Source organism: Bradyrhizobium sp. SOJA106, from assembly GCF_059448745.1.
On the sequence record NZ_CM182549.1, the window covers coordinates 3,925,827 to 3,946,783 of the forward strand.

At 64.8% G+C, this 20,957-nt stretch carries 17 protein-coding genes and 2 pseudogenes; 12 read left to right on the forward strand and 7 right to left on the reverse strand.

The window, feature by feature from the left end; genetic code table 11:
• Positions 1 to 88 precede the first annotated feature (88 nt).
• From AC5V87_RS17845 to AC5V87_RS17860, 4 genes and pseudogenes are all read left to right on the forward strand, one after another.
• Positions 89 to 295, forward strand: a complete 207-nt coding sequence (locus AC5V87_RS17845) for a hypothetical protein (RefSeq protein WP_456838950.1) — start codon at positions 89 to 91, stop codon at positions 293 to 295.
• Positions 296 to 416: 121 nt separating this feature from the next.
• Positions 417 to 1,616, forward strand: a complete 1,200-nt coding sequence (locus AC5V87_RS17850; RefSeq protein WP_456838949.1) for a CaiB/BaiF CoA transferase family protein — start codon at positions 417 to 419, stop codon at positions 1,614 to 1,616.
• Between the two features lie 145 nt (positions 1,617 to 1,761).
• Positions 1,762 to 2,898: a thiolase family protein gene (locus tag AC5V87_RS17855; RefSeq protein ID WP_495371712.1), complete on the forward strand. Its 1,137-nt coding sequence runs from the start codon at positions 1,762 to 1,764 to the stop codon at positions 2,896 to 2,898.
• Positions 2,895 to 3,253 (forward strand): annotated as a pseudogene (locus AC5V87_RS17860) (Zn-ribbon domain-containing OB-fold protein). The gene AC5V87_RS17855 and the pseudogene AC5V87_RS17860 overlap by 4 nt, the downstream one beginning before the upstream one ends.
• 353 nt (positions 3,254 to 3,606) lie before the next feature.
• Here AC5V87_RS17860 and AC5V87_RS17865 read toward each other — a convergent pair.
• The gene (locus AC5V87_RS17865) at positions 3,607 to 3,804 is read right to left on the reverse strand and encodes a hypothetical protein (RefSeq protein WP_495371713.1); all 198 of its coding nucleotides are present in this window, start codon (positions 3,802 to 3,804) and stop codon (positions 3,607 to 3,609) included.
• A gap of 30 nt (positions 3,805 to 3,834) precedes the next feature.
• Here AC5V87_RS17865 and AC5V87_RS17870 point away from each other — a divergent pair, with 30 nt between their 5' ends.
• Together AC5V87_RS17870 and AC5V87_RS17875 are read left to right on the forward strand one after the other, a co-directional pair.
• On the forward strand, positions 3,835 to 4,362 hold the full coding sequence (locus AC5V87_RS17870; RefSeq protein WP_456838945.1) for a carboxymuconolactone decarboxylase family protein: 528 nt from the start codon (positions 3,835 to 3,837) through the stop codon (positions 4,360 to 4,362).
• Positions 4,363 to 4,387: 25 nt separating this feature from the next.
• Positions 4,388 to 4,690 (forward strand): nucleoside triphosphate pyrophosphohydrolase family protein, encoded by a 303-nt coding sequence (locus AC5V87_RS17875; protein ID WP_456838944.1) that lies wholly within the window; start codon positions 4,388 to 4,390, stop codon positions 4,688 to 4,690.
• Between the two features lie 217 nt (positions 4,691 to 4,907).
• On the opposite strand, the gene glsA is transcribed toward AC5V87_RS17875, so the two are convergent.
• The 4 genes and pseudogenes from glsA to AC5V87_RS17895 form a co-directional block, all read right to left on the reverse strand.
• Positions 4,908 to 6,755, reverse strand: a complete 1,848-nt coding sequence (glsA, locus tag AC5V87_RS17880; protein WP_456838943.1) for a glutaminase A — start codon at positions 6,753 to 6,755, stop codon at positions 4,908 to 4,910.
• Between the two features lie 21 nt (positions 6,756 to 6,776).
• Entirely contained in the window at positions 6,777 to 8,852 is a 2,076-nt protein-coding gene (locus AC5V87_RS17885) for a TRAP transporter permease (protein ID WP_495371912.1), read from the reverse strand.
• A gap of 424 nt (positions 8,853 to 9,276) precedes the next feature.
• Entirely contained in the window at positions 9,277 to 10,443 is a 1,167-nt protein-coding gene (locus AC5V87_RS17890; protein ID WP_495371714.1) for a TAXI family TRAP transporter solute-binding subunit, read from the reverse strand.
• Between the two features lie 346 nt (positions 10,444 to 10,789).
• A pseudogene (locus AC5V87_RS17895) lies at positions 10,790 to 11,010 on the reverse strand (acyl-CoA carboxylase biotin carboxyl carrier protein subunit).
• Between the two features lie 95 nt (positions 11,011 to 11,105).
• On the opposite strand from AC5V87_RS17895, the gene AC5V87_RS17900 reads away from it, so the two are divergent.
• From AC5V87_RS17900 to AC5V87_RS17915, 4 genes are all read left to right on the forward strand, one after another.
• Complete coding sequence (locus AC5V87_RS17900; protein WP_456838942.1) at positions 11,106 to 12,080, forward strand: IclR family transcriptional regulator; 975 nt, start codon at positions 11,106 to 11,108, stop codon at positions 12,078 to 12,080.
• Positions 12,010 to 13,569, forward strand: a complete 1,560-nt coding sequence (locus AC5V87_RS17905; RefSeq protein WP_456838941.1) for an acyl-CoA carboxylase subunit beta — start codon at positions 12,010 to 12,012, stop codon at positions 13,567 to 13,569. The genes AC5V87_RS17900 and AC5V87_RS17905 overlap by 71 nt, the downstream gene beginning before the upstream one ends.
• 89 nt (positions 13,570 to 13,658) lie before the next feature.
• Positions 13,659 to 15,356, forward strand: a complete 1,698-nt coding sequence (locus tag AC5V87_RS17910) for a GMC family oxidoreductase (protein WP_456838940.1) — start codon at positions 13,659 to 13,661, stop codon at positions 15,354 to 15,356.
• A gap of 344 nt (positions 15,357 to 15,700) precedes the next feature.
• Positions 15,701 to 16,051: a hypothetical protein gene (locus tag AC5V87_RS17915; protein WP_456838939.1), complete on the forward strand. Its 351-nt coding sequence runs from the start codon at positions 15,701 to 15,703 to the stop codon at positions 16,049 to 16,051.
• 24 nt (positions 16,052 to 16,075) lie between these two features.
• On the opposite strand, the gene AC5V87_RS17920 is transcribed toward AC5V87_RS17915, so the two are convergent.
• Both AC5V87_RS17920 and AC5V87_RS17925 read right to left on the reverse strand, forming a co-directional pair.
• The gene (locus AC5V87_RS17920) at positions 16,076 to 17,551 is read right to left on the reverse strand and encodes an FAD-binding oxidoreductase (protein ID WP_495371715.1); all 1,476 of its coding nucleotides are present in this window, start codon (positions 17,549 to 17,551) and stop codon (positions 16,076 to 16,078) included.
• 136 nt (positions 17,552 to 17,687) lie between these two features.
• Positions 17,688 to 18,650: a LysR family transcriptional regulator gene (locus AC5V87_RS17925; protein WP_495371716.1), complete on the reverse strand. Its 963-nt coding sequence runs from the start codon at positions 18,648 to 18,650 to the stop codon at positions 17,688 to 17,690.
• A 125-nt stretch (positions 18,651 to 18,775) separates the two neighbouring features.
• Between AC5V87_RS17925 and AC5V87_RS17930 the strand changes: the two genes are divergently transcribed.
• Together AC5V87_RS17930 and AC5V87_RS17935 are read left to right on the forward strand one after the other, a co-directional pair.
• Positions 18,776 to 19,735 carry a hydroxymethylglutaryl-CoA lyase gene (locus AC5V87_RS17930; protein ID WP_495371717.1) on the forward strand — a complete coding sequence of 320 codons (960 nt, stop codon included), beginning with the start codon at positions 18,776 to 18,778 and terminating at the stop codon, positions 19,733 to 19,735.
• A complete protein-coding gene (locus tag AC5V87_RS17935; RefSeq protein ID WP_456838935.1) occupies positions 19,732 to 20,946 on the forward strand; it encodes a CaiB/BaiF CoA transferase family protein in 1,215 nt (404 codons plus the stop codon). Before AC5V87_RS17930 ends, AC5V87_RS17935 begins: the two co-directional genes overlap by 4 nt.
• The last annotated feature ends 11 nt before the right edge of the window (positions 20,947 to 20,957 follow it).

Genomic DNA, 20,957 nt, shown 5'->3' on the forward strand with positions numbered 1-20,957 from the left:
GCGCCTGCCATTTTCCTTGCGCTAGATCATGGTGGGCACGCTTTGCTTTGCCCACCCTCCGGCTCTGATCGATTTGCGGAAAAACATCATGAGCAATGATTACGAAGCCTCACTCTCGCTGGAAGCCCTCAACGACCGCATCGCGATCATCGAGGATAATATTCGCCAGTTGATCGAGCAGGCCGCGGCCGCCTCCGGCGAGCAGAACGAGTCGCGGATCGCCGACCGCATCAACCAGCAGAACGAAGAGCTCGACCGTCTCATCAAGATCCGCGAATCCCGCCAGAAGAAATAGCGGGCGCGCCGCCGCGCATGCGGCCATACGCCAGCCGCCCTTGCGCGCGCGGCGCCGCTGCCTTTAGCTGGACCGAAATCGCGGGGCCGCTTTCGGAGCCCGCGCAATCGGGAGCGAACGCATGGGGCCGCTGAAGGGCATCAAGGTCGTCGACATGACCACCGTGCTGATGGGGCCCTATGCGACCCAGATGCTCGGCGACTACGGTGCCGACGTCATCAAGGTGGAATCGCTCGACGGCGACGTCACCCGCCTGATCGGCCCGACCCGCCATGCCGGCATGGGACCGGTGTTCCTCAACACCAACCGCAGCAAGCGCTCGATCTGTCTCGACCTGAAGAAGCCCGCCGGCCGCGAGGCGGTGCTGCGGCTGCTGAAGGACGCCGACGTCCTCGTCTACAACGTCCGCCCGCAGGCGATGGCCCGGCTTCAGCTCGGCTACGACGTGGTCTCGAAAATCAATCCGCGCCTCGTCTATGCCGGCGTGTTCGGTTTTGGTCAGGACGGGCCCTATGCGGCAAAGCCCGCCTATGACGATCTGATCCAGGGCGCCACCGCATTGCCGGCGCTGATGGCGCAGACTGGCGACGGCGTGCCGCGCTACGTGCCGAACGCGCTGGTCGACCGCATCGTCGGCCTCACCGCCGTCGGCGCGATCTGCGCCAGCCTCGTGCACCGCGACCGCACCGGGCGTGGCCAGCGCGTCGACATCCCGATGTTCGAGACCATGGCCGGCTTCGTCATGGGCGACCACATGGGCGGGCTCACCTATGAGCCGCCGCTCGACAAAGGCGGCTACGCCCGCCACCTCTCGCGCGACCGCAGGCCGTACAAGACCTCGGACGGCTATCTCAGCGTGATCGTCTACAACGACAAGCAGTGGCAGAATTTCTTCAACGCCACGGGACGCGACGACCTCCGCGCCGATCCCAAATTTGCAACCTTTGCAGGCCGCGCCGCCAATATCGACGTCGTCTACGCCGAGCTCGCCCGCATCTTCGAGACGCGCACGACCGCCGAGTGGATCGATCTTCTGACCAAGGCCGACGTGCCCGTGATGCCGATGCACGACCTCGCATCGATCCTGCACGATCCACACCTCGAGGCGACCGGCTTCTTCCCGGTCGTGACGCATCCGACCGAAGGCCCGATCCGCAGCATGAAGGTGACGGCGAGCTGGTCGGAGACCGAGGCCGAGCCGGTGCGGCTGGCGCCGCGCCTCAACGAGCACGGCGCGGAGATTCTTCGCGAGATCGGGTACTCCGAAGACGAGATCGCCACCATGGTCCGCGACGGCGTCACGCGCACGGCGCCGGAGTAGGGGAAGCAATGGCGCAAGCTCACTCATCCGTCATTCCGGCGCGGTCCGTAGGACCGAACCCGGAATCTCGAGATTCTCAGGTGCGCAATCGCGCACCGGAGTTCGATGCTTCGCATCGCCCCGGAATGACGACGGGGGTTGCACCATGACCTTCGTCACCGGCGTCGGCCTCACGCCCTACGGCAGGCACGAAGGCTCGTCCTCGCTCGACCTGATGAGCAAGGCGGCGCAACTCGCACTCGACGATGCCGGGCTCAAGCGCGCCGAGATCGACGGCATTCTCTGCGGCTACTCCACCGTCTCACCGCACATCATGCTTGCGACCGTCTTCGCCGAGCATTTCGGCATCCGTCCGTCCTACGCTCACGCCGTGCAGGTCGGCGGCGCAACCGGTCTCGCGATGACCATGCTCGCCCATCATCTCGTCGAGGCAGGCGTCGCGCGCAACGTGCTCGTGGTTGCCGGCGAGAACCGCTTGACCGGGCAGAGCCGCGATGCCTCGATCCAGGCGCTGGCGCAGGTCGGCCATCCCGACTACGAGGTGCCACTGGGGCCGACCATTCCCGCCTATTACGGTCTCGTCGCGTCGCGCTACATGCACGAATACGGCGTGACCGAAGAAGACCTCGCCGAATTCGCGGTGCTGATGCGTGCCCACGCCTGCACCCATCCCGGCGCGCAGTTCCACGATCCCATTACGGTCGCGGACGTCATGGCGTCAAAGCCGGTGGCGATGCCGCTCAAGCTGCTCGATTGCTGTCCGGTGTCCGACGGCGGCGCTGCCTTCATCATCAGCCGCGAACAGATCGGCGAGGCTGGCGTCCGCATCCGCGGCTGTGCCCAGGCGCATACCCATCAGCATGTCACCGCTGCACCCGCCCTCAGCGAGCTCGGCGCCGAGATCTCGATCGCGCGCGCCAAGGAAGCGACCGGCCTTGCGATTTCCGACGTGCGCTACGCCGCGATCTACGACAGTTTTACCATCACACTCGCGATGCTGCTGGAAGACCTTGGCCTCGCCGGCCGCGGCGAGGCGGCCGCCCGCGTGCGATCAGGTCATTTCGGCCGCGACGGCGCGATGCCCCTGAATACCCATGGCGGCCTGCTCAGCTACGGCCATTGCGGCGTCGGCGGCGCCATGGCGCATTTGGTCGAGGCGTACTTGCAGATGACGGGCCGGGTGGCGAATCGGCAGGTGCGTGACGCCTCGATCGCGCTCCTGCACGGCGACGGCGGCGTGCTGTCGTCCCATGTCAGCATGTTCCTGGAGCGGGTGCGATGAGCGGGCGTCTGGCCGACTGGACCAAGGGCGAAGAGGCCATCACCTACCAGACCTGCACCGCATGCGGGCACGTCCAATATTTCCATCGCGCCTTTTGCGCGGCCTGCGGAGCTGCCGACCCGCGCGAGCAATGCGCCAGCGGCAAGGGCAGGGTCTATGCGACCTCGCTGGTCTGCCGCGCCGCCACGCCCGAGGCGCGCGCGCACGTGCCCTATAACATCCTCTTGGTCGATTGCGCCGAAGGCTTCCGCATGATGGCGCATGGCGAGCAGGATCTCATCATCGTGATGAGGTGACTGCGAGCTTCAAATCCTTTGCCGGGAAACGCGTGCCGTTCTTCACGAAGAAAGCTTAGAGCTTTTCTTGAGCGAATTGGATACGGGCTTGCGTCAGGAAAGCACCTCGATACCGGAAGCTAAAGCCCCATCCCGCTCGGAACGAGGCCTTAGCCTGATTCGCCATTCGGGGGCGGTCCTAGCGGACCGAACCTGGAACGGGATTCTGGGCCTGGCGCTGTGCGAGACGCCACCCCGGAATGACGAAAACTGCCAACTCAACGCAACTAACGCGCGTAGAACAATATGCTGGCGATGACGAGCATCGCCGTCACCGCCAGCATATGCGCGAGCGCTCCCGAGGCCGCCCCCTTGGTGGCTTCCTTCATGCCTTTTCTCCCTAGACTTGGGCGTGACTCATCGCTGCGCGTGGCTAGCGCAATCGACGGCCAATTGTTTTTACTCGGAACACCCCTTGCGAGTATTCACCGCGATTTGTCCCCACGCGGCGAATATCGACTGTGCCAACGTCGATCAGCAATGCGGCGGCAATTTGACTCGATGATGTTGCTCCTGGGGTCGCGCAAGAATAGAGTTTTGGGGAAACTTCGCTGCTGACGACAAAAAGCATCAAAAGCTCAGGGAAATCTTCAGGAAATTCATGGCCCGCATCCGCTACAGCGACCCAGTCAACGCATCCGACCGCACCCGCGAGATCCTCGACAAGAACCGCCACGCCAACATCTTCCGGATGATGGCGCATTCACCGAGCTATTTCGAGCAGTACTGCCGCCTCGGCGGCGCGATCCGCCACAAGGGCGAGCTCGATCCGGTCGTGCGCGAGCTTGCGATCACGCGCACCGGCATTCTGTGCGAGGCGCCGTACGAGATCGTCGCGCACAAGCGCATCGGCAAGAATGTCGGCGTCACCGACGAGCAGAACGAGGCGCTCGAGAACTGGCAGGCCGCGACCTGCTTCAACGAGGTGCAGCGCGCCGCGCTCGCCTTCACCGACGAGATCGTCAAGCTGAGAAAGCCGACGGACGCCACCTTCAAGGCGATCGCGTCGAAACTGACGCCGGCTGCGCTGGTCGAATTGCAGCTCTCGGTCGGCTTCTACATCATGACGTCAAAATTCCTGGAGACGTTCGAGATCGATCTCCAGCCGGTCACCGAAGTGGTGGGCTGATCCAAATCCGCAGCGAGGGATGTCCATGACGATCGATGAATATGCGGTCTGGGCCGCGAGCATTGCGAAAGTCGATGAGCATCCGTCCAACGAGCGGCTGTCCTATCTCGGTCTTGGCCTTGCCGGCGAATCCGGCGAGGTCGCCGACCACATCAAGAAGCTGCTGCGCGACGACTGGCTCGACAAAGCCGGCCTCGTCGATGAGCTCGGCGACGTCATCTACTACTGGGCCTGCCTGTGCGCCGCGACCGGCCAGCAGCCGTCCGAAGTGCTGAAGGCAAGCGCGGCCAAGATCAAGCGGCGGCTTGGCGAGGCCGCGAGCCGCTAAAGCCCGATGAGATTGGGATAAATCGTCATCGCACTTTAGGTTGTTGTTTGCGCATGATCTTTTCGGAAAACCGCTTCGCACTTTTCCGGATCATGCTTAAGTGATTATCCCTGTGGCCATCCGTCGAGACGCCCGCCGTTGGCGGGCCCTCAGGATGAGGACCGAGTGCGCGGCGTGGAGGCCGCGAAGCGGTCGTCTCGAAGGACGAGGCGTGCGCTCACGTCGACGTCAAAATATCGACCTTCGCATTGGCCACGATCAGGCGATCGGCGAGCAGCTGCGCGAGGTTGCGCATGATGCGCTCGCCGGCGTGTGGATGCTGGTCGCGGAAGCGCTCAAAGGCCTTCAGCGGTACTTCGAACGCGGTCGCCGCCATGTCCGCGAACACGTCGGCGGAGCGGGTGGTCTCGATCAGCGCCATCTCGCCGAACGCCATGCCGGCCGTGAGCGTTGCCAGCCTGATGCCGTCGGGCAGGGTGACGTGCACCGCGCCGCTGCGCAGAAAGAATAGCGCATCGGCCGGGTCGCCTGCGCTGATGATCTTCACGCCGGACTGATAGGTCCTGATCGTGCAGATCGAGGCGAGGTCGGTCAGGTCTTCCGCGCTGAGCCCGGCCAGCAGCGGCTGCTCGTCCAGCTCGGTGGTCTCGTGGAAATCGATCGAGCCGCCGTAGCGGTAGACGATCTGGTCTTCCGCCCATTCGATCGCGGTGTCGAGCAGGTAGAAGTCGCGGACGTTCTTCAGCTCCGCCGTCCACTCCCGCAGCGTATTCCACTCCCTGGAGGCGCGCCTGACGCCTGACAGCACAACCGTGACGTTCAGCGCGGCGAGCTCCTCGAAGGCCTCGGCGATCAGCCGCGCACCGGCGCGCGTCGTCGCGGTGACGCGGTGCAGGTCGAACACCACGATCTGCGGCCGCGGCCGCCCGGCAAGCCGGCGCGAGACGTAGTCGACCGCGGACAGCGACAGCGTGCCGACCAGCTCGATGATCCGCACCTCCTGCTCATGCGCGGCCAAAATCTCGCGCTCCTGCGGACGACGGACGCGGCGGGACGGGCTCTTGCCGATATCGTAGTCGGCGATGACGGCGTTGCGCGCGTCGTCGCTGCGGTTGAGCATGTGCAGGTCGTAATGGGAGGACAGCGCTTCGCAGACCTTGATGCCGCGCACGCTGTTGCCGTGCTTGTCGAGCTTTGGCGAATAGCTGCCGAGCCCGAGCCGGGCGGGCAGGGCGGCGAGAATGCCGCCGCCGACGCCGCTCTTGGCGGGAATGCCGATCCGGTAGATCCATTCGCCGGCATAGTCATACATGCCCGACGACGTCATCACCGACAGCGTGCGCGAGATCGCATACGGCGTCAGCACCTGCTCGCCGGTGACGGGATTGACGCCGCGATTGGCGAGCGTTGCCGCCATCACCGCGATGTCGCGCGCGGTGACCAGCACCGCGCATTGCCGGAAATAGACGTCGAGCACGCCTGTGACATTGTCCGAGATCACCGAATTGGTCTTGAGCAGATAGCCGATGGCGCGGTTGCGGTCGCCGGTCTGGCTTTCGGACGTATAGACGGCTTCATCCACAGCAAGGTCCCGGCCGGCAAAGCGGCTGAGCGCGAGCCGGATCTGCTCGAAGGCGTCTGCGCCCTTGCTATCGTAGATCAGCCCGGTGCAGGCGATCGCGCCGGCATTGACCATCGGGTTGAACGGGTGGTTGTCGGAATTGAGCCGGATCGAGTTGAAGGGATCGCCCGACGGCTCGACCCCGATCGCGCTCTCGACCTTGCTCGCGCCCAACAGATCCAGCGCCAGCGCGAACACGAACGGCTTCGACATCGACTGGATGGTGAAGGGCACCCTGGAGTCGCCGGCCTCGTAGACGTGCCCGTCCAGCGTGGCGAGGCTGATGCCAAAATGGGCAGGGTCAGCCTTGCCCAGCTCCGGAATGTAGTTGGCGACATTGCCCGAAGTTTCGGCAGAGAATTCATTGAGGCAAGTGTCCAAAAACCGCAGCAACGGCGGTTTCGAACGGGTCCAGGCGGCGGCGAGAGGCGAGAGCGGTTTCATCGCGCCTGTTGTGCAACGCAATCAGGGCGCGCGCAACCCGTCAGGGACGGTGGCCTGTCGCCGGACCAGCAGCAGGGCGATCAAGACGGTGGGCGCGAGGATGGCAAGGCCAAGCAGCGTCACCTGCATCTGCGACAGCGGCATGATTCCGCCGCCGGGCGTCGCCACCACGAAGCCGCCGATGACCAGCAGCACGCGGATCGGCCATTCCAGCGCGCCGCTGCCGCGCAAGTCCCCGACGAAGGCCTGGTAGCCCTGGATGCCGCCGCAGATGAACATCGTCCCGAATGCGGCGAGCCCCATCAGGCCGAGGCCGGCGAGATAAGGGCTCGGGCCCTGCAGCACAAGCGCCGGGTTGAGCACGAAGAAGAACGGGATGAAATAGATGATGCTGCCCACCCACATCGATTCCCATCCGGTCTTCATCGCCGGCGAGCCGGCAATGCCTGCGGCCGCGAAGGAGGCGATCGCGACCGGCGGGGTGATCGACGACAGCATGCCCCAGTAGAAGATGAACATGTGCACGGCCATCCTGTTGAGGCCGAGCTTCTCCAGTGCGGGTGCGACCAGGATGGCGAGGAAGATGTAGCAGGCCGTGGTGGTTAGCCCGAGGCCGAGGATCAGGCTGGTGAGGGCGCACATGCCGAGCAGCAGGAATGGATTGTCGCCAGCGAGGTGCAGGAGGTCGTTGGCAAGGCTCGACACCACGCCGGTCATCGAGAACGCGCCGATCAGCAGGCCACAGCCGGCGAGGATGCCGACCAGCTCGACGAAGGTACGGCCGTTGACCTCGAGGAACTTGCCGATGGTCGCGAGCGTCCAGCGCGTGTCCTTGGAGAAGAACTGGTTGAGCACCAGCAGCAGCGCGGTTGCGTAGAATGGCGCGTGGCTCTCGCGCTTGAAATAGAGCAGCATTACGATCAGGAGCGCGATAACGAAAACGTAGTACCAGCCGTCCTTGATCGTATCCCTGATCCGCGGCAGCTCGGCGCGCGGAATGCCCTTCAGCCCGTGACGGGCGGCATAGGCGTCGACCTGCATGAACAGGCCGACATAATAGAGCGCCGCCGGAATGATCGCGGCGACCGCGACGTCGGCGTAGCTGACATTGAGGAACTGCGCGATCACGAAGGCGGTCGCGCCCATCACCGGCGGCGCCAGCACCGCGCCGGTGGAGGCGCAGGCTTCGATCGCGCCGGCATAGGAGGCGCGAAAGCCGCTCTTCTTCATGACTGGAATGGTCATGGTGCCGGCGGTGAGAACGTTGGAAATGATCGAGCCCGACATCATGCCGAGCAGGCCACTCGCAAAGATGCAAACCTTCGCCGCGCCGCCGCGGAAGGTGCCGCACAGCGCGAAGGCGAGATTGATGAAGAATTTTCCGGCGCCCGTCATCATCAGCGCGGTGCCGAACACCAGGAAGCCGATCACGGTGTCGGCAAAGGCCTGAATGGGAATGCCGAGCAGGCTCTCGCCCGAGAGCACGTGATAGGCGGTCGCCTGCTCGATCGTGGACTGCGTGCCGCGGAACGGCCCGAGCCAGCCGGATTCAGCGAACAGCGGATAGACGGTGAAGGGCAGCACGCTCAGCAGCAGGCTCCAGCCGCCGGTGCGGCGCAGCGCCTCCATCAGCATCGCCCACATCACGAGGCCTGCCGCGATCACGGTATTCGGTGCGCCGCCGAATTCCCAACCGGCCTCGGCGGCCTTGCGCACATTCGACATCAGCAGCAATGCCGCAGAGAAGGTCACGACGAAGAAGAGGAGGTCGTACCAAGGAATGCGGTCGAGCGGCGCGCGCTCGGTGCCTGGGAAGATCAAGAACGTGAACGGCAGCATCAAGGCGATCAGGAGATAGAAATACTCCGTGTTGAGCTGGGTGTAGCCGATGAAGAAGCGCAGCGAGAATTGCTGGTTGATGCAGAGCAGGATGGTCGCTGCGGTTGCGACGATCAGCATCCAGCGCCAGGCGCCGCGCAGCGTCCGGACGCGGGTGACTTCGGCTTCCTGCATGTTGCCGGCGGCCCCGTGCGGATCGTCGAGCACGACCCGCCTTGCCTCGTCCTTCGGGCCGGTGGAGTTGGAAGCAGAAGACATCATCGACCCCGCGTGGGCTGGTAACTACTAACTAAGCGAATGACTTTGGTTGACGCGATCGGGCTGCGAGCTCCCCAGCCTCTTCCGCTTGCGGGAGAGGTCGCTGCGCAGCGGCGGGTGAGGGCTCTCTCCTCGGGGGAATTCCCCCGCAAGCGGGTAGGGCAATCGCATATGAAAACGGTGTGATTTTTGGCGCTATTGTTTCCACATCGTCATGGCCGGGCTTGTCCCGGCCATCCACGTCTTCACTCCTGCAAAACAAGACGTGGATGCCCGGGACAAGCCCGGGCATGACGAGTTTGTGGAACGATCGGCTGCTCACAAGACACATCGAACCTGCAGCACTATCCGCATATGCGATAGCCCTGCGCAAGCGGGGGAGGGAGCGCACCTGTCGCGTAGCAACGAACCAGCCCATCTCGCGCTAATCCTCGAACCCGTTCGGCATGTCCGCTTTCGCCAGCGCCGCCGCGCGGGCCTTCATCCAGCCGTCGAGGAAGGCCTTGTCGTCCGATGGCGGATTGGACTTGCCGTACGCCGCCCAGGCGGCAGCGAGCACCTCCTGGCGCTTGAACAGCTTGTTGTTGTGGGCCTCCTGCGCATCAGACCATTGTCCGGCCTCTTTGAGAGCCTTCACCGCGCCGGGGTGCACCGGCACCACCCAGTTCTTGGTCTGGCGGTCGGCGGCGAGACCGCCGGCTCCGGGCGCGGAGTCCTTGTAGGCATCGTAATTCACGATCATCGCTTTCGTCATCGCATAGACCTGGTCAGCCGGTTGCGAGGCGTAGGCGACGAAGATCGGGTAGGGGTAGTTGCCGAGCTCGACCGGCTTCTCGGGCGAGATGCCGGCGCCGCAGGTCGCGACTTGCGGGAAGAAGAACGAGCCGACCTTCTGCATCCGTGCCCAGCCCTCCTTGTCCTTGGCGGGCAGCGGCGGCCAGATCAGCCCGCGCGGCGAGGTCTCGGCTTCCTTGGCAGGGCCGGTGATCGTGGTGCCGAAGGCGGCATCGACGTCGTTGTTGATCAGGCCTTTCCACATCGCACCGTAGCTGGCGAACTCGACCGCCTTGACGTCCTTCTGCGTCAGGCCGGCGAAGGCGAGCACCGCGAGCGAGTTCTGGTTGAGCGCGGGCGAGCCGACCACGAAGCCGACGCGCTTGCCTTTCAGGTCTTTCAGTTCTTTCACCCCGGTGTCGGCTGCGACTCCAAGCGAACCGCAATTGCAATCGACCGTCGAGAGCAGGATCTGGAGCGGCTGCGGGCCCCATTCCTTCGCGCCGAACTCGAACACGCCCTCCTGCGCGAAATAGGTGCCCGATCCCATCGCCGATGATGCGGCCCGCTTGGCGCGCAGCGGCGCGAGACGGGCGACGTCGTTGCCTGCGGGCAGCACGCGCACGTCGGTGCCGTATTTGTCCTTCATCATTTTGCCGACGCCGACCGCGATATTGAAGCCGGCGGTGCCGGTGTCATAGGCGGTGAACGTCAATGTCGCCGGCAACTTGATGTCTTCGGCCAAAGCATAGCGTGTAGACGCAAATGAAATGCCCGCAACCAACGCAGGCGCGAGCAGGATCAGCCCACGAAACATGTTTATTCCCTCCAATGATCCTCGCTTTGCCGCGAAGATTTTCGTTCTTTGTTTGAAACACAGTTTTGTTTGAAAGAGATCATGTCATCGCGATCAGGCGATGGCAACGCCGTCCCGCGAATGCACAATGCCCGCTTCTAGCGCGATGTCTCGCAATCGTCATGGCCGCTTGTCCGGGCTTGTCCCGGCCATCCACCTTCTTTTCACGTAAAATACAGGCACGTGGATGCGCGGGACAAGCCCGGGCAGGACAAGCTTGTGGAGCAGCTGATCGCATAACGAGCACTTTATCATCCGCGACGCGAGAGCCCTCTGACACATTGTCGCGCTCGGCGATGACCGGCACTCAGCTCGCGACAATCGCGATCGCCTGTCCTTCGGCAACGACGTCATCCACCTTGACGAGCAGTGATGTGATCGTCCCGCTCGCGGGCGAGGGCACGGGGATCTCCATCTTCATCGCCTCGACCACTACAACGTCCTCGCCATCCGCACGGTTCCTCCAACTTGCACGGGAGTTGCGCAGATGCGACCCGCGACTTCGGTGACGATCTTAATTTCTGGCATGCCATCGCCTTTTTGTTGTCGTCGCAAAATGACTGAGGTAGCGTCGTTCACAAAGTGGAATTTAATTCCGCAGAGCGGAACAAACGGTAGGAAACATGGGACGACGATCGGAGCGGTTGAGTAGGCAAGGTGCGCTCGCTGGCGACGCCGGCGAGGGTGATGTCATCCAGGTGGTGTCGCGCGCGTTCGACGTGTTGCGATGCTTCGAGGGCCACGAGGCGAGGCTCGGCAATCTCGAGATTTCGAATCGCTGCGGCCTGCCGCGATCGACGGTGTCGCGGCTCACGCACACGCTGACGCGGATGGGACAGCTGGTCTATCTGCCGCGCGATCAGAAGTATCGCATCGGCCCGAGCGCGGTGGCGATGAGCGCCTCGATGATGAAGGGCGCGCAGCTGCGCAGCATGATCCGCCAGCGGCTTCAGGAACTCGCCGAGCAGCTGCCGGGCACGGTCGGCTTCGTCGTCCCCGATCGCTTCCATCTCGTCTATCTCCAGTTCGCGCGCTCGGCCGCGGCGCTCGGCCTGCACGAGGGCACCGGCAGCCGCATCTCGATGGCGTCGACCGCCGCGGGCGCGGCCTACACCGCGGCGCTGGCGCCGGAAGTCGGCGACGCCTTCATCGCGGAGATGGAGCGGGAAGCGCCCGAGGCTGCGAAGATCCTGAGGCCCCGCATCGAGGCCAACCGTCAGTCGCTGCGCGAGCGCGGCTATGTCGTGGCCTGCGGCCTGTGGAGCCCGCACATCAACGGCCTCGCGGTGCCGATCTGGTCCCCGCAATATCAGACCTTCGTCGTCATCACGATCGGTCTACTCTCGGCGATGTATGACGAAGAGCGGCTGCATGCCGAGGTCGCGCCGCCGATGCTCGCGCTCGGCCGTTCGCTCGCCAGCCTGATGGAGGGCGCCGAAGGCGATGCCTTCAACAACCGTATCTCGCGCAAACCGGTCGCGATGGCCTTGCACAACAATAACAAGCCGATCCATTCGGAGGGAGTGAATGAACTGGAAGCCGGAACTCGACGAGCTCGCCCGGCGCGAAGCCTTCGCGCGGGAGATGGGCGGCGTTGACAAGGTCAAGCGACAGCATGACCAGGGCCGGCTGACTGTTCGGGAGCGTATCGACAGACTGATCGACAAAGGCAGCTTCCACGAGATCGGTGCCGTCTCCGGCATCGGTGAGTACGATTCCAGCGGCGATCTGAAGAAACTGACGCCGGCCAACTGTGTGTTCGGCCGCGCGCGCGTCGACGGCCGCACTGTGGTGGTCGTCGGCGACGATTTCACCGTGCGCGGTGGATCTGCGGATGCCTCCATTTCTGCAAAGCCGCTGATGGCGGAGGAGATGGCGCACGACTTCCGGCTACCCATCGTCCGGATCATCGAAGGGTCCGGCGGCGGCGGCTCGGTCAAGACCATCGAGACCAAGGGCGCGGCGAACTTGCCGGGCGGCATCGGCGGCACGCGCTGGTATCGCTTCACGACCGAGAACCTGTCGCGCGTGCCCGTGGTCGCGCTCGGTCTCGGCTCGGTCGCAGGCCTCGGCGCGGCGCGTCTTGCCGCCAGCCACTATTCCATCATGACGCGGAAGTCTGCGATGTTCGTCGCGGGGCCGCCGGTGGTGAAGGCGCTGGGCCAGGACCTCTCGAAGGAGGAGCTCGGCGGGGCCGACATCCAGACCCGCGCCGGCGCGGTCGATCATGCCGTCGACACCGAGGATGAGGCTTTTGCCTGCGCGCGGCGCTTCCTCTCTTACCTGCCGTCGTCGGTCTACGAGCTGCCGCCGACTGTGCCTTGCACCGACAATCCCGAACGCGGCGACGAAGCGCTGATGAATGCGGTGCCGCGCAACCGCAAGCAGGTCTACAAGATGCGGCCCATTGTCGAGTCGGTCGTCGACAAGGGATCGTTCTTCGAGGTCGCCAGGAATTTTGGCAAGCCGATCATCGTTGGTCTTGCCCGGCTCGAAGGCCGGGCGGTGATGGTGCTCGCCAGCGACAGCTTTCACTATGGCGGCTCCTGGACCGCGGATGCCTGCCAGAAGGTGGTGCGCTGGGTTGACTTCGCGGAAACCTTCCATCTGCCGATCGTTTATCTCATGGACTGCCCCGGCTTCATGATCGGCCTCGAGGCCGAGAAGGCGGCGACCATCCGCCACGGTGTCCGCGCCATGGCGGCGGTCAACCAGACCACGGTGCCGTGGTGCACCGTGATCCTGCGCAACGCTTTTGGTGTGGCTGGTGTGGTGCATCAGCCGGCCGACCGCTTCTCGATCCGCTATGCCTGGCCGTCGGCCTATTGGGGCTCGCTGCCGCTCGAAGGCGGCATCGAGGCGGCCTACCGCGCCGAGATCGATGCGGCCGAGGACAAGGCGGGGAAGCTGAAGGAGATTGAGGAGCGCCTCAACAAGCTGCGCTCGCCGTTCCGTTCGGCCGAAAAATTCTGGGTCGAGGAGATCATCGATCCCCGGAGGACACGGTCGCTGCTGTGCGAGTTCGCGCGGCTGGCAGAGCCCTTGCGCAAAGTCGGGCCACCGGAGAACATCACGATCAGGCCGTAGACCCAGGTCACTGCGAGCGCAGCGAAGCAAGCCAGAATCTCAAAAAACGCGCTAAGCTCCGCCAACAAGAACAAGAGGAAGCGCCAATCGTGTACGACTACATCATCGTGGGCGGCGGCTCGGCGGGGTCCGTGCTGGCCCACCGGCTCTCCGCCAGGAGCGCCAACAAGGTCCTGCTGTGCGAGGCCGGGCAGGACACGCCGCCGGGCAACGAGCCGGCCGAGATCAGGGACAGCTATCCGGGCACGGCGTATTTCGACCCGCGCTTCCACTGGACCGAGCTCAAGGTCACCACCCAGGTCGTCAGCCACAACAACCCCAACGAAGCGCGTCCACCCTTGCGCAAATACGAGCAGGCGCGCGTGCTCGGCGGCGGCTCGTCGATCAATGGCCAGATGGCCAATCGCGGCGCGCCGACCGATTACGACGAATGGGACGCGCGCGGCGCCGAGGGGTGGGCGTGGAACGACGTACTGCCGTTCTTCAAGAAAGTCGAACGTGACCTCGATTTCGACGGCCCGTATCACGGCAAGGACGGCCGCATCCCGGTGCGTCGAATCCCCAGGGAGCACTGGACGCGGCATTCGGAGGCGTTCGCGCAAGCCTTCCAGCAGGCCGGCTATCAGTACGTCGCCGATCAGAACGGCGAGTTCGTCGACGGCTATTTCCCGGTGACGCATTCCAACCAGGCCGAGCAGCGCGTCTCGGCGGCGATGGGCTATCTCGATCGTGCCACGCGCCAGCGCCCCAATCTCACCATCTCCACCAACACGCATGTGAGAGAGCTGCTGTTCGAAGGCACGCAATGCGTCGGCGTGAAGGCCCTGGTCGACGGCCGCGAGCAGGAATTCCGCGGCCGTGAGATCATCATCTCCAGCGGCGCCATCCATTCGCCGGCGCATCTGCTCCGCGCCGGCATCGGCCCGGTCGGTCATCTCAAGGATATGGGCATTCCGGTCCTGATGGGACTTGCCGGCGTCGGCCAGCGGCTGATGGATCATCCCTCGATCTCGCTGTCGTCCTTCGTCCGCCGCGGTGCGCGCATGAACGAGCACACAAGGCGCCACATGCAGCTCGGCTTGCGCTATTCGTCCGGGCTGCCGGGCGTGCCGAAGGGCGACATGTTCGTCGTGGTCATCAGCAAATCGGCCTGGCACGCCGTCGGCGCGCAGATCGGCTCGCTCTTGACCTTCGTCAACAAGACCTATTCGGAGACCGGTCAGGTCAAGCTCGCCTCGCGCGATCCGGCGGCCGAGCCGATCGTCGAATTCAATCTGTTGTCCGATCGGCGCGATCTCGACCGTCTGATGAGCGGCTTCCGCAAGATGGCCGCGGTGCAGATGAGCGAGGTCGTCAGGAAGGTGACGGACAAGCCGTTCCCCGCCGCCTATACCGACCGCGTCCGCAAGATCGGCGTGGTCAACACCAAGAACAGGATTTTGACCAAGATCGCCGCGACGCTGATGGATGGGCCGGCGGCGCTGCGCCACTACATGATCGACAATTTCGTCGTCGAAGGTTTTACCTTCGACGACGTGATCAACGACGACGAGGCGCTGGAAGCCTTCGTGCGCAAGGCGACGATCGGCGTGTGGCACGCCTCGTGCTCATGCCGCATGGGCCGCGCCGACGACCCGATGGCGGTGGTCGACAGCCAAGGCCGCGTCAAGGGCATCCAGGGCCTGCGCGTCGTCGATGCCTCGATCTTCCCGGTGGTGCCATGCGCCAACACAAATTTTCCGGTGCTGATGTCGGCGGAGAAGATCGCGGCTGCGATGATGCAGTAGGGGCGGACAAATCGCGCCGCGAACCGGACACTTTGAACATCATCTAAGTTAAGTACCTAAGTAAAAGCGGCTTTTCCGCCGCCCTTTAGGCTCATTTCGGCCAAACCTTTATTGATTTCTGCCGCCCGGGGCGGGACCCTCCAACTCAGAGTCCTGCAATGATCAAGCAAGTTGTTTCTGCGTGCATCATCTTTATCGTCACCTCCGCTGCCTCGGAAGCGCGGCCTTATCGCGCTCTCCAGGCGCCTGAATGCAACGTGACCATGCCCTGCGATTTCTCGTATTCGCAAACGCGCCGCGAGCGGTCTCCGAGACACTCGTTGCAAGCCTATCGCTCAACGCAAATGACATTGACCGATGCAGGCAGCACTCCAACCACGATCATCGCGTCCGGCGAGCGCATCGTTGGCGGCCGACCGGCGGGGTGCCCTTCATCGTTCTGCGGCTGCGGCGCGTCGCTGCGCGTGTTCGGTCGTGTCGTGCCGGAATTGAACCTCGCCTCGAACTGGCTGCGCTTCCCGCGCGCGGCGCCGGCGCCCGGAATGGTCGCGGCCAGGCGCGGTCATGTGTTCGTCTTGGAGCAGCACCTCGGAGGCGACATGTGGATGGCCTATGACGCCAATTCCGGCGGGCACGCCACGCGCATGCACGCGCGCTCCTTGCGGGGCTACACCATCGTCAACCCGCGCGGCTGAGACCATGGCGGGTGCCCGGCGTCATCACAGCCGGAGCACCTTGCCGGGGTTCATGATGTTCTGCGGATCGAGCGCACGCTTGATGGTCCGCATGATGTCGAGCTCGGTCTTCGAGCGGTAGTGGCTGAGCTCATCGAGCTTGTCGATGCCGATGCCGTGCTCCGCCGAGATCGAGCCGCCCATGGAGGTGATGAGGTCGTTCACGGCCCGCGTGATCGCGGCGGTGTACTGGTTCAGCGTCTGCTGATCCATGCCCTTCGGTCCCATGAACGAGAAATGCAGATTGCCGTCGCCGATGTGCCCGAGCGGGTAGGGGCGAATGCTCGGGAGGATGTCGAGCACGGCCTTGAGCCCCTTGTCGACGAAATCAGGAATTTTGGAGGTCGCCACCGAGACGTCGTAGCTGAGCCCCGGACCTTCGGCCCGCGAGGCCTCGGCGACGCTCTCGCGGATGCGCCACATGTTGCGGGATTGGCTGACCGTGCTTGCGATCGCCGCGTCCAGCACGCGCCCGGCCTCGAGCTGATCGGCGAGGAACTGCTCCAGCTTCTCGGACATGCCTTCAGCCCCGTCCTGGCGCGGGCGCGCCGACGACCATTCCATCAGCAGGTACCATGGCGTCTCCGCCTTCAGCGGATCCTGGGTGCCTGGAATATGGCGCAGCACCATGTCGATGGCGGCACGGCTCATCAGCTCGCAGGAGCTGACATTGTCCTCGGACGCCGCATATGCGTCCGACAGGATCTGAAGCGCCGCGCGCGGATCGCGGATCGCCAGCCACGCCGTGCAGACGTCCTTGGGCGCCGGCCACAGCTTGAGCACGGCCTTGGTGATGATGCCGAGCGTGCCTTCGGCGCCCATGAAGAGGTGTTTGAGGTCGTAGCCGGTGTTGTCCTTCTTGAGCGCGCGCAGTCCATCCCAGACGTCGCCGTTGGGCAGGACGACCTCAAGCCCCAACACGAGATTGCGGGCATTGCCATAGCGCAGCACCTGCACGCCGCCGGCATTGGTCGAAAGATTGCCGCCGATCATGCACGAGCCCTGCGCGCCGAGGCTGAGCGGCAGGAACCTGTCGTGCTGGCTTGCGGTCTCCTGAAGCGTCTGGAGCACGCAGCCGGCCTCCACCGTCATCGCGTAGCCGACGGGATCTACGTTCAACACGCGGTTCAAGCGGCCGAGTGACAGCACGATGCCTGTGTGCGCGGGCCAGGGTGTGGCTCCGCCCATCAACCCGGTGTTGCCGCCCTGCGGCACGATGGCGACGCCGTGCTGATGGCACAGCCGCACCACCTTCGAGACTTCCTCGGTGCTGCCGGGACGCACGACCGCTCCGGCGCCCCCGACCAGCAGGCCGCGCCAGTCCGTCACGAATGGCTGCTTGCCGTGGTCATCCTCGATCAGGCCCTTGTCGCCCACGATCGCGCGCAGCGCATCGCGAATGGAGGCGGTCAACGGGGTGGTCGGAATGGCGGGTAGGGAGGATGGAAAGGTCGCTGGCATTTTGTTTCCTCTGGCGCATCTTGGCGTGCACTGCGCGCGCGAAGCGCTTTCCGTCATTGTCCACGTTTGAGGCGGCGGAGTCTAACGGCAATATGGCCAAGACCTGTGAACCGGCCCGCAGAGAGAGCCACGACGATCAGCCGGCCGCGCCGGAGTGCTTCTTCCGTCGCTCGCTCGTCTTTGCTGGCCATCGCCGTTCGTCCACGGCCTCGCGGACAACCTCGGTCACGGTCTTGCGGACTTCGAGGAAGGCCTTGGTCTGTGGCCGGTCTGCGAGAGCCACCAGCGCAAGGGAACGCGACAGTGGCGGATCGACGATGCGGCGCGCGTGATATTTCTCCGCCGCGATGTCGGCAAGGACGGTTGCGCGGGAGAGGATGGCGCATCCGAGACCGGCTTCGAGCGCCATGCGCAGTGCCGACAGGGAATCGACCTCCAGCGTTTCGCTCGGGACGATCTGGTTGCGCAGCACCTGCGTCTGGATGATGGCGCGCGATGCCGGAAGCGGTGTCAGCCCGAGCACGCTCCTCTGCGGAATGGCGGAGAAGGCGATCGGTGTGGAGGACCGGCCGATCAGGCTCGGATGGCCGACGAGGTAGAGGTCTTCCTCATGCAGCCACGCCACGTCGAGGCGGGCATCTCGCGGCGGATTGTACGCCAGCGCGAGATCGACCGTGCCGGAGAGGACGCGCTCGATCAGCGCCGGTGACAGCGCTTCGACGACGCTCAGATGCACGCCGGGGGAGTGCTTGCGGACCGCCTTCATGAGCTCGAGGCCGACCATCGAGATCGCGGTGTGGCTGAGGCCGAGGCTGACCGGTCCGGTTGCCGCCTCGTTGAAGGTCCGCACATCCTCCTCGGCCTTGCCGAGGCTCGCAAGCACCGCGCTGCCGTGCTCGTAGAGACGGCGGCCGGCCGCAGTCAGGGCGACGCCACGTGGCCGCCGTTCCAGCAGCTTCACGCCGAGATCGGCTTCGAGCGCCGCGACGTGATGGCTGAGCGCGGACTGCGCGATGTTGAGGGTCTCGGCCGCCCGCGACAGCACGCCCGCGTCGGCGATCGCGATGAAATATCTGATCTGCCGCAATCCGAGCGCCATGGCATGGCTCGCCTATCGATCTAATAATCAGAACACAGTGATCTTGATATTATATTTGTCAGATGTCTCGCGTCCCGGCAAGCTTTTGCCTGGACCAATAAGACCAGCTCCGGGAGCGTCGCGGCATGGATCTGCCGACCAGGATCGTCATCACCGAGGAGGGGCCGCGCGAAGGCTTTCAGATCGAGCCGGGGCCGATCGCGACCGCGGACAAGATCGCCCTGATCGATGCGCTCTCGGCGACCGGGCTTTCGCGCATTCAGGTTGCCTCCTTCGTCAATTCCAAGCACGTGCCGGGCTGGGCCGACGCCGAGCCGGTTGTCGCGGGATTCAGCCCGCATGCGGGCGTCGCATACTCGGCGCTCTGGTTCAACGACAGCGGATTGCAACGCGCTTTGGCGTTCAAGGACAGGCTGACGCTCGCAGGCTTTATCTCGCTGAGCGCCTCCGAACCGTTCGCACGTCGCAACCTCAATCGTGATCGCGCCGGTCAGATCGAGGCGATGCGAAACTATGTGCGCGCGCACCGGCAGGCGGGCGTGCCGATTGCCAAGATCATCGTCATGGCTGCGTTCGGCTGTAATTTTGGCGGAGACGTGCCGGCTGCCAAGGTGCTCGAGACGGTGTCCGACGGGCTCGCCATCGCGCGCGACGCCGGCATCGAGGTCCGCGAGGTGTCGCTTGCGGATTCGATGGGCTGGGCCACACCGCGGCGGGTCGCCACGGCCGTCGGCGCCGTACGTGACCGCTGGAGCGATCTGAGGATTGCGCTGCATCTGCACGATACCCGCGGCCAGGGCATCGCGTGCGCCTATGAGGGGCTGCGGCTTGGTGTCACCGCGTTCGACGCCGCGGTGGCGGGGCTCGGCGGCTGTCCGTTTGCGGGCCAGCCGGGCGCGCCCGGCAACATCGCCACGGAGGAGCTGGCGCTGCTGTGTGAGGAAATGGGCATTGCGACCGGTCTCGATATCGAGGCGCTGATCGAGGCCGGACGGCTTGCCGAGCGGATCGTCGGGCATCGCCTGCCGAGCGCCGCGCTGCGATCGGGCACGCTCGCCGCATTGCGGAGGAGTGCGGGCGCATGACCCTCGCAAAGCCGCTCGCCGGACTGAAGGTGCTGGATTTCGGCCACACCATCATGGGTCCCTGCGCGGGCGTTCTGTTCGCCGACCTCGGCGCCGACGTGGTGAAGATCGAGCCCGCGGACGGCGACCCGACCCGCAGGTTGCCGGGCTTTGCAGCCGGTTTCTTCGCGACCTACAACCGCAACAAGCGCTCGATCGCGATCGATCTGAAGCGGCCGGAGGGGCAGGCGATCGTGCACCGGCTGGTCAGGGATGCCGACGTGGTGCTGGAGAATTTCGGACCCGGGACGATCGAGCGGCTGAAGTGCAGCTGGGACGATCTGCGCAAGCTCAATCCGCGGCTCGTGTACCTGTCGATGAAGGGCTTCCTGAAGGGCCCTTACGAAAATCGCGGCGCGCTCGACGAAGTCGTGCAGATGCAATCCGGCCTTGCCTACATGACAGGACCGCCCGGCCGGCCGCTGCGCGCAGGCGCGCCTGTGATCGATATCCTCGGCGGCGTCTTCGGCGTCGTGGCAGCCTTGTCGGCGCTGCGCGAGCGCGACGCCACCGGCATGGGCCAGAAGGTCTCGAGCTCGCTGTTCGAGAGTGCGACCTTCATGCTCGGCGCGCTGGTGGTCGGCAGCGCCGTGATCGGCGGTCCGATGCCGCCAATGCCGGCCCGCAAGAATGCCTGGGGCGTGTACGACGTCTTCACGGCATCGGATGGCGGCCAGGTCTTCATCGGATGCACCTCCGACGGACACTGGCAACGCTTCTGCGACGCGTTCGGTTTCGACGACTGGCGCGAGGATCCGAGGCTGCTCGGCAACGCCAATCGATGCGAGGCGCGCGAATGGATGCTGCCCGAGCTGGAGCGGCGGATCACGCGGCTGCCCCTCGAGGAGATTCTCGCCAAATGCGAAGCCGCCCGGGTGGCCTATTCGCGGGTGGGACGGCCGGATGAGTTGTCGGTCGATCCGCATCTGCTGGCCAATGGCGGACTGCTGGCAACCGCCATCGCCGGTTTCGGTGGCGGACCGCTGGTCGGGATTCCGGCGCTGCCCGTCGAGTTCGGCGACACGCGCGACCGGCCAAGCCTCGAACGCCAGCCGCCTCGCGTCGGCGAACACGCTGACGAGATCCTCGGCGCGGCCGGATATTCGGCGCGCGAGATCGCCGATCTCCGCGCGTCCGGCATATTGGGCGCGCCCGCGAACATGTCTGCATAAAAAAGAGTGGC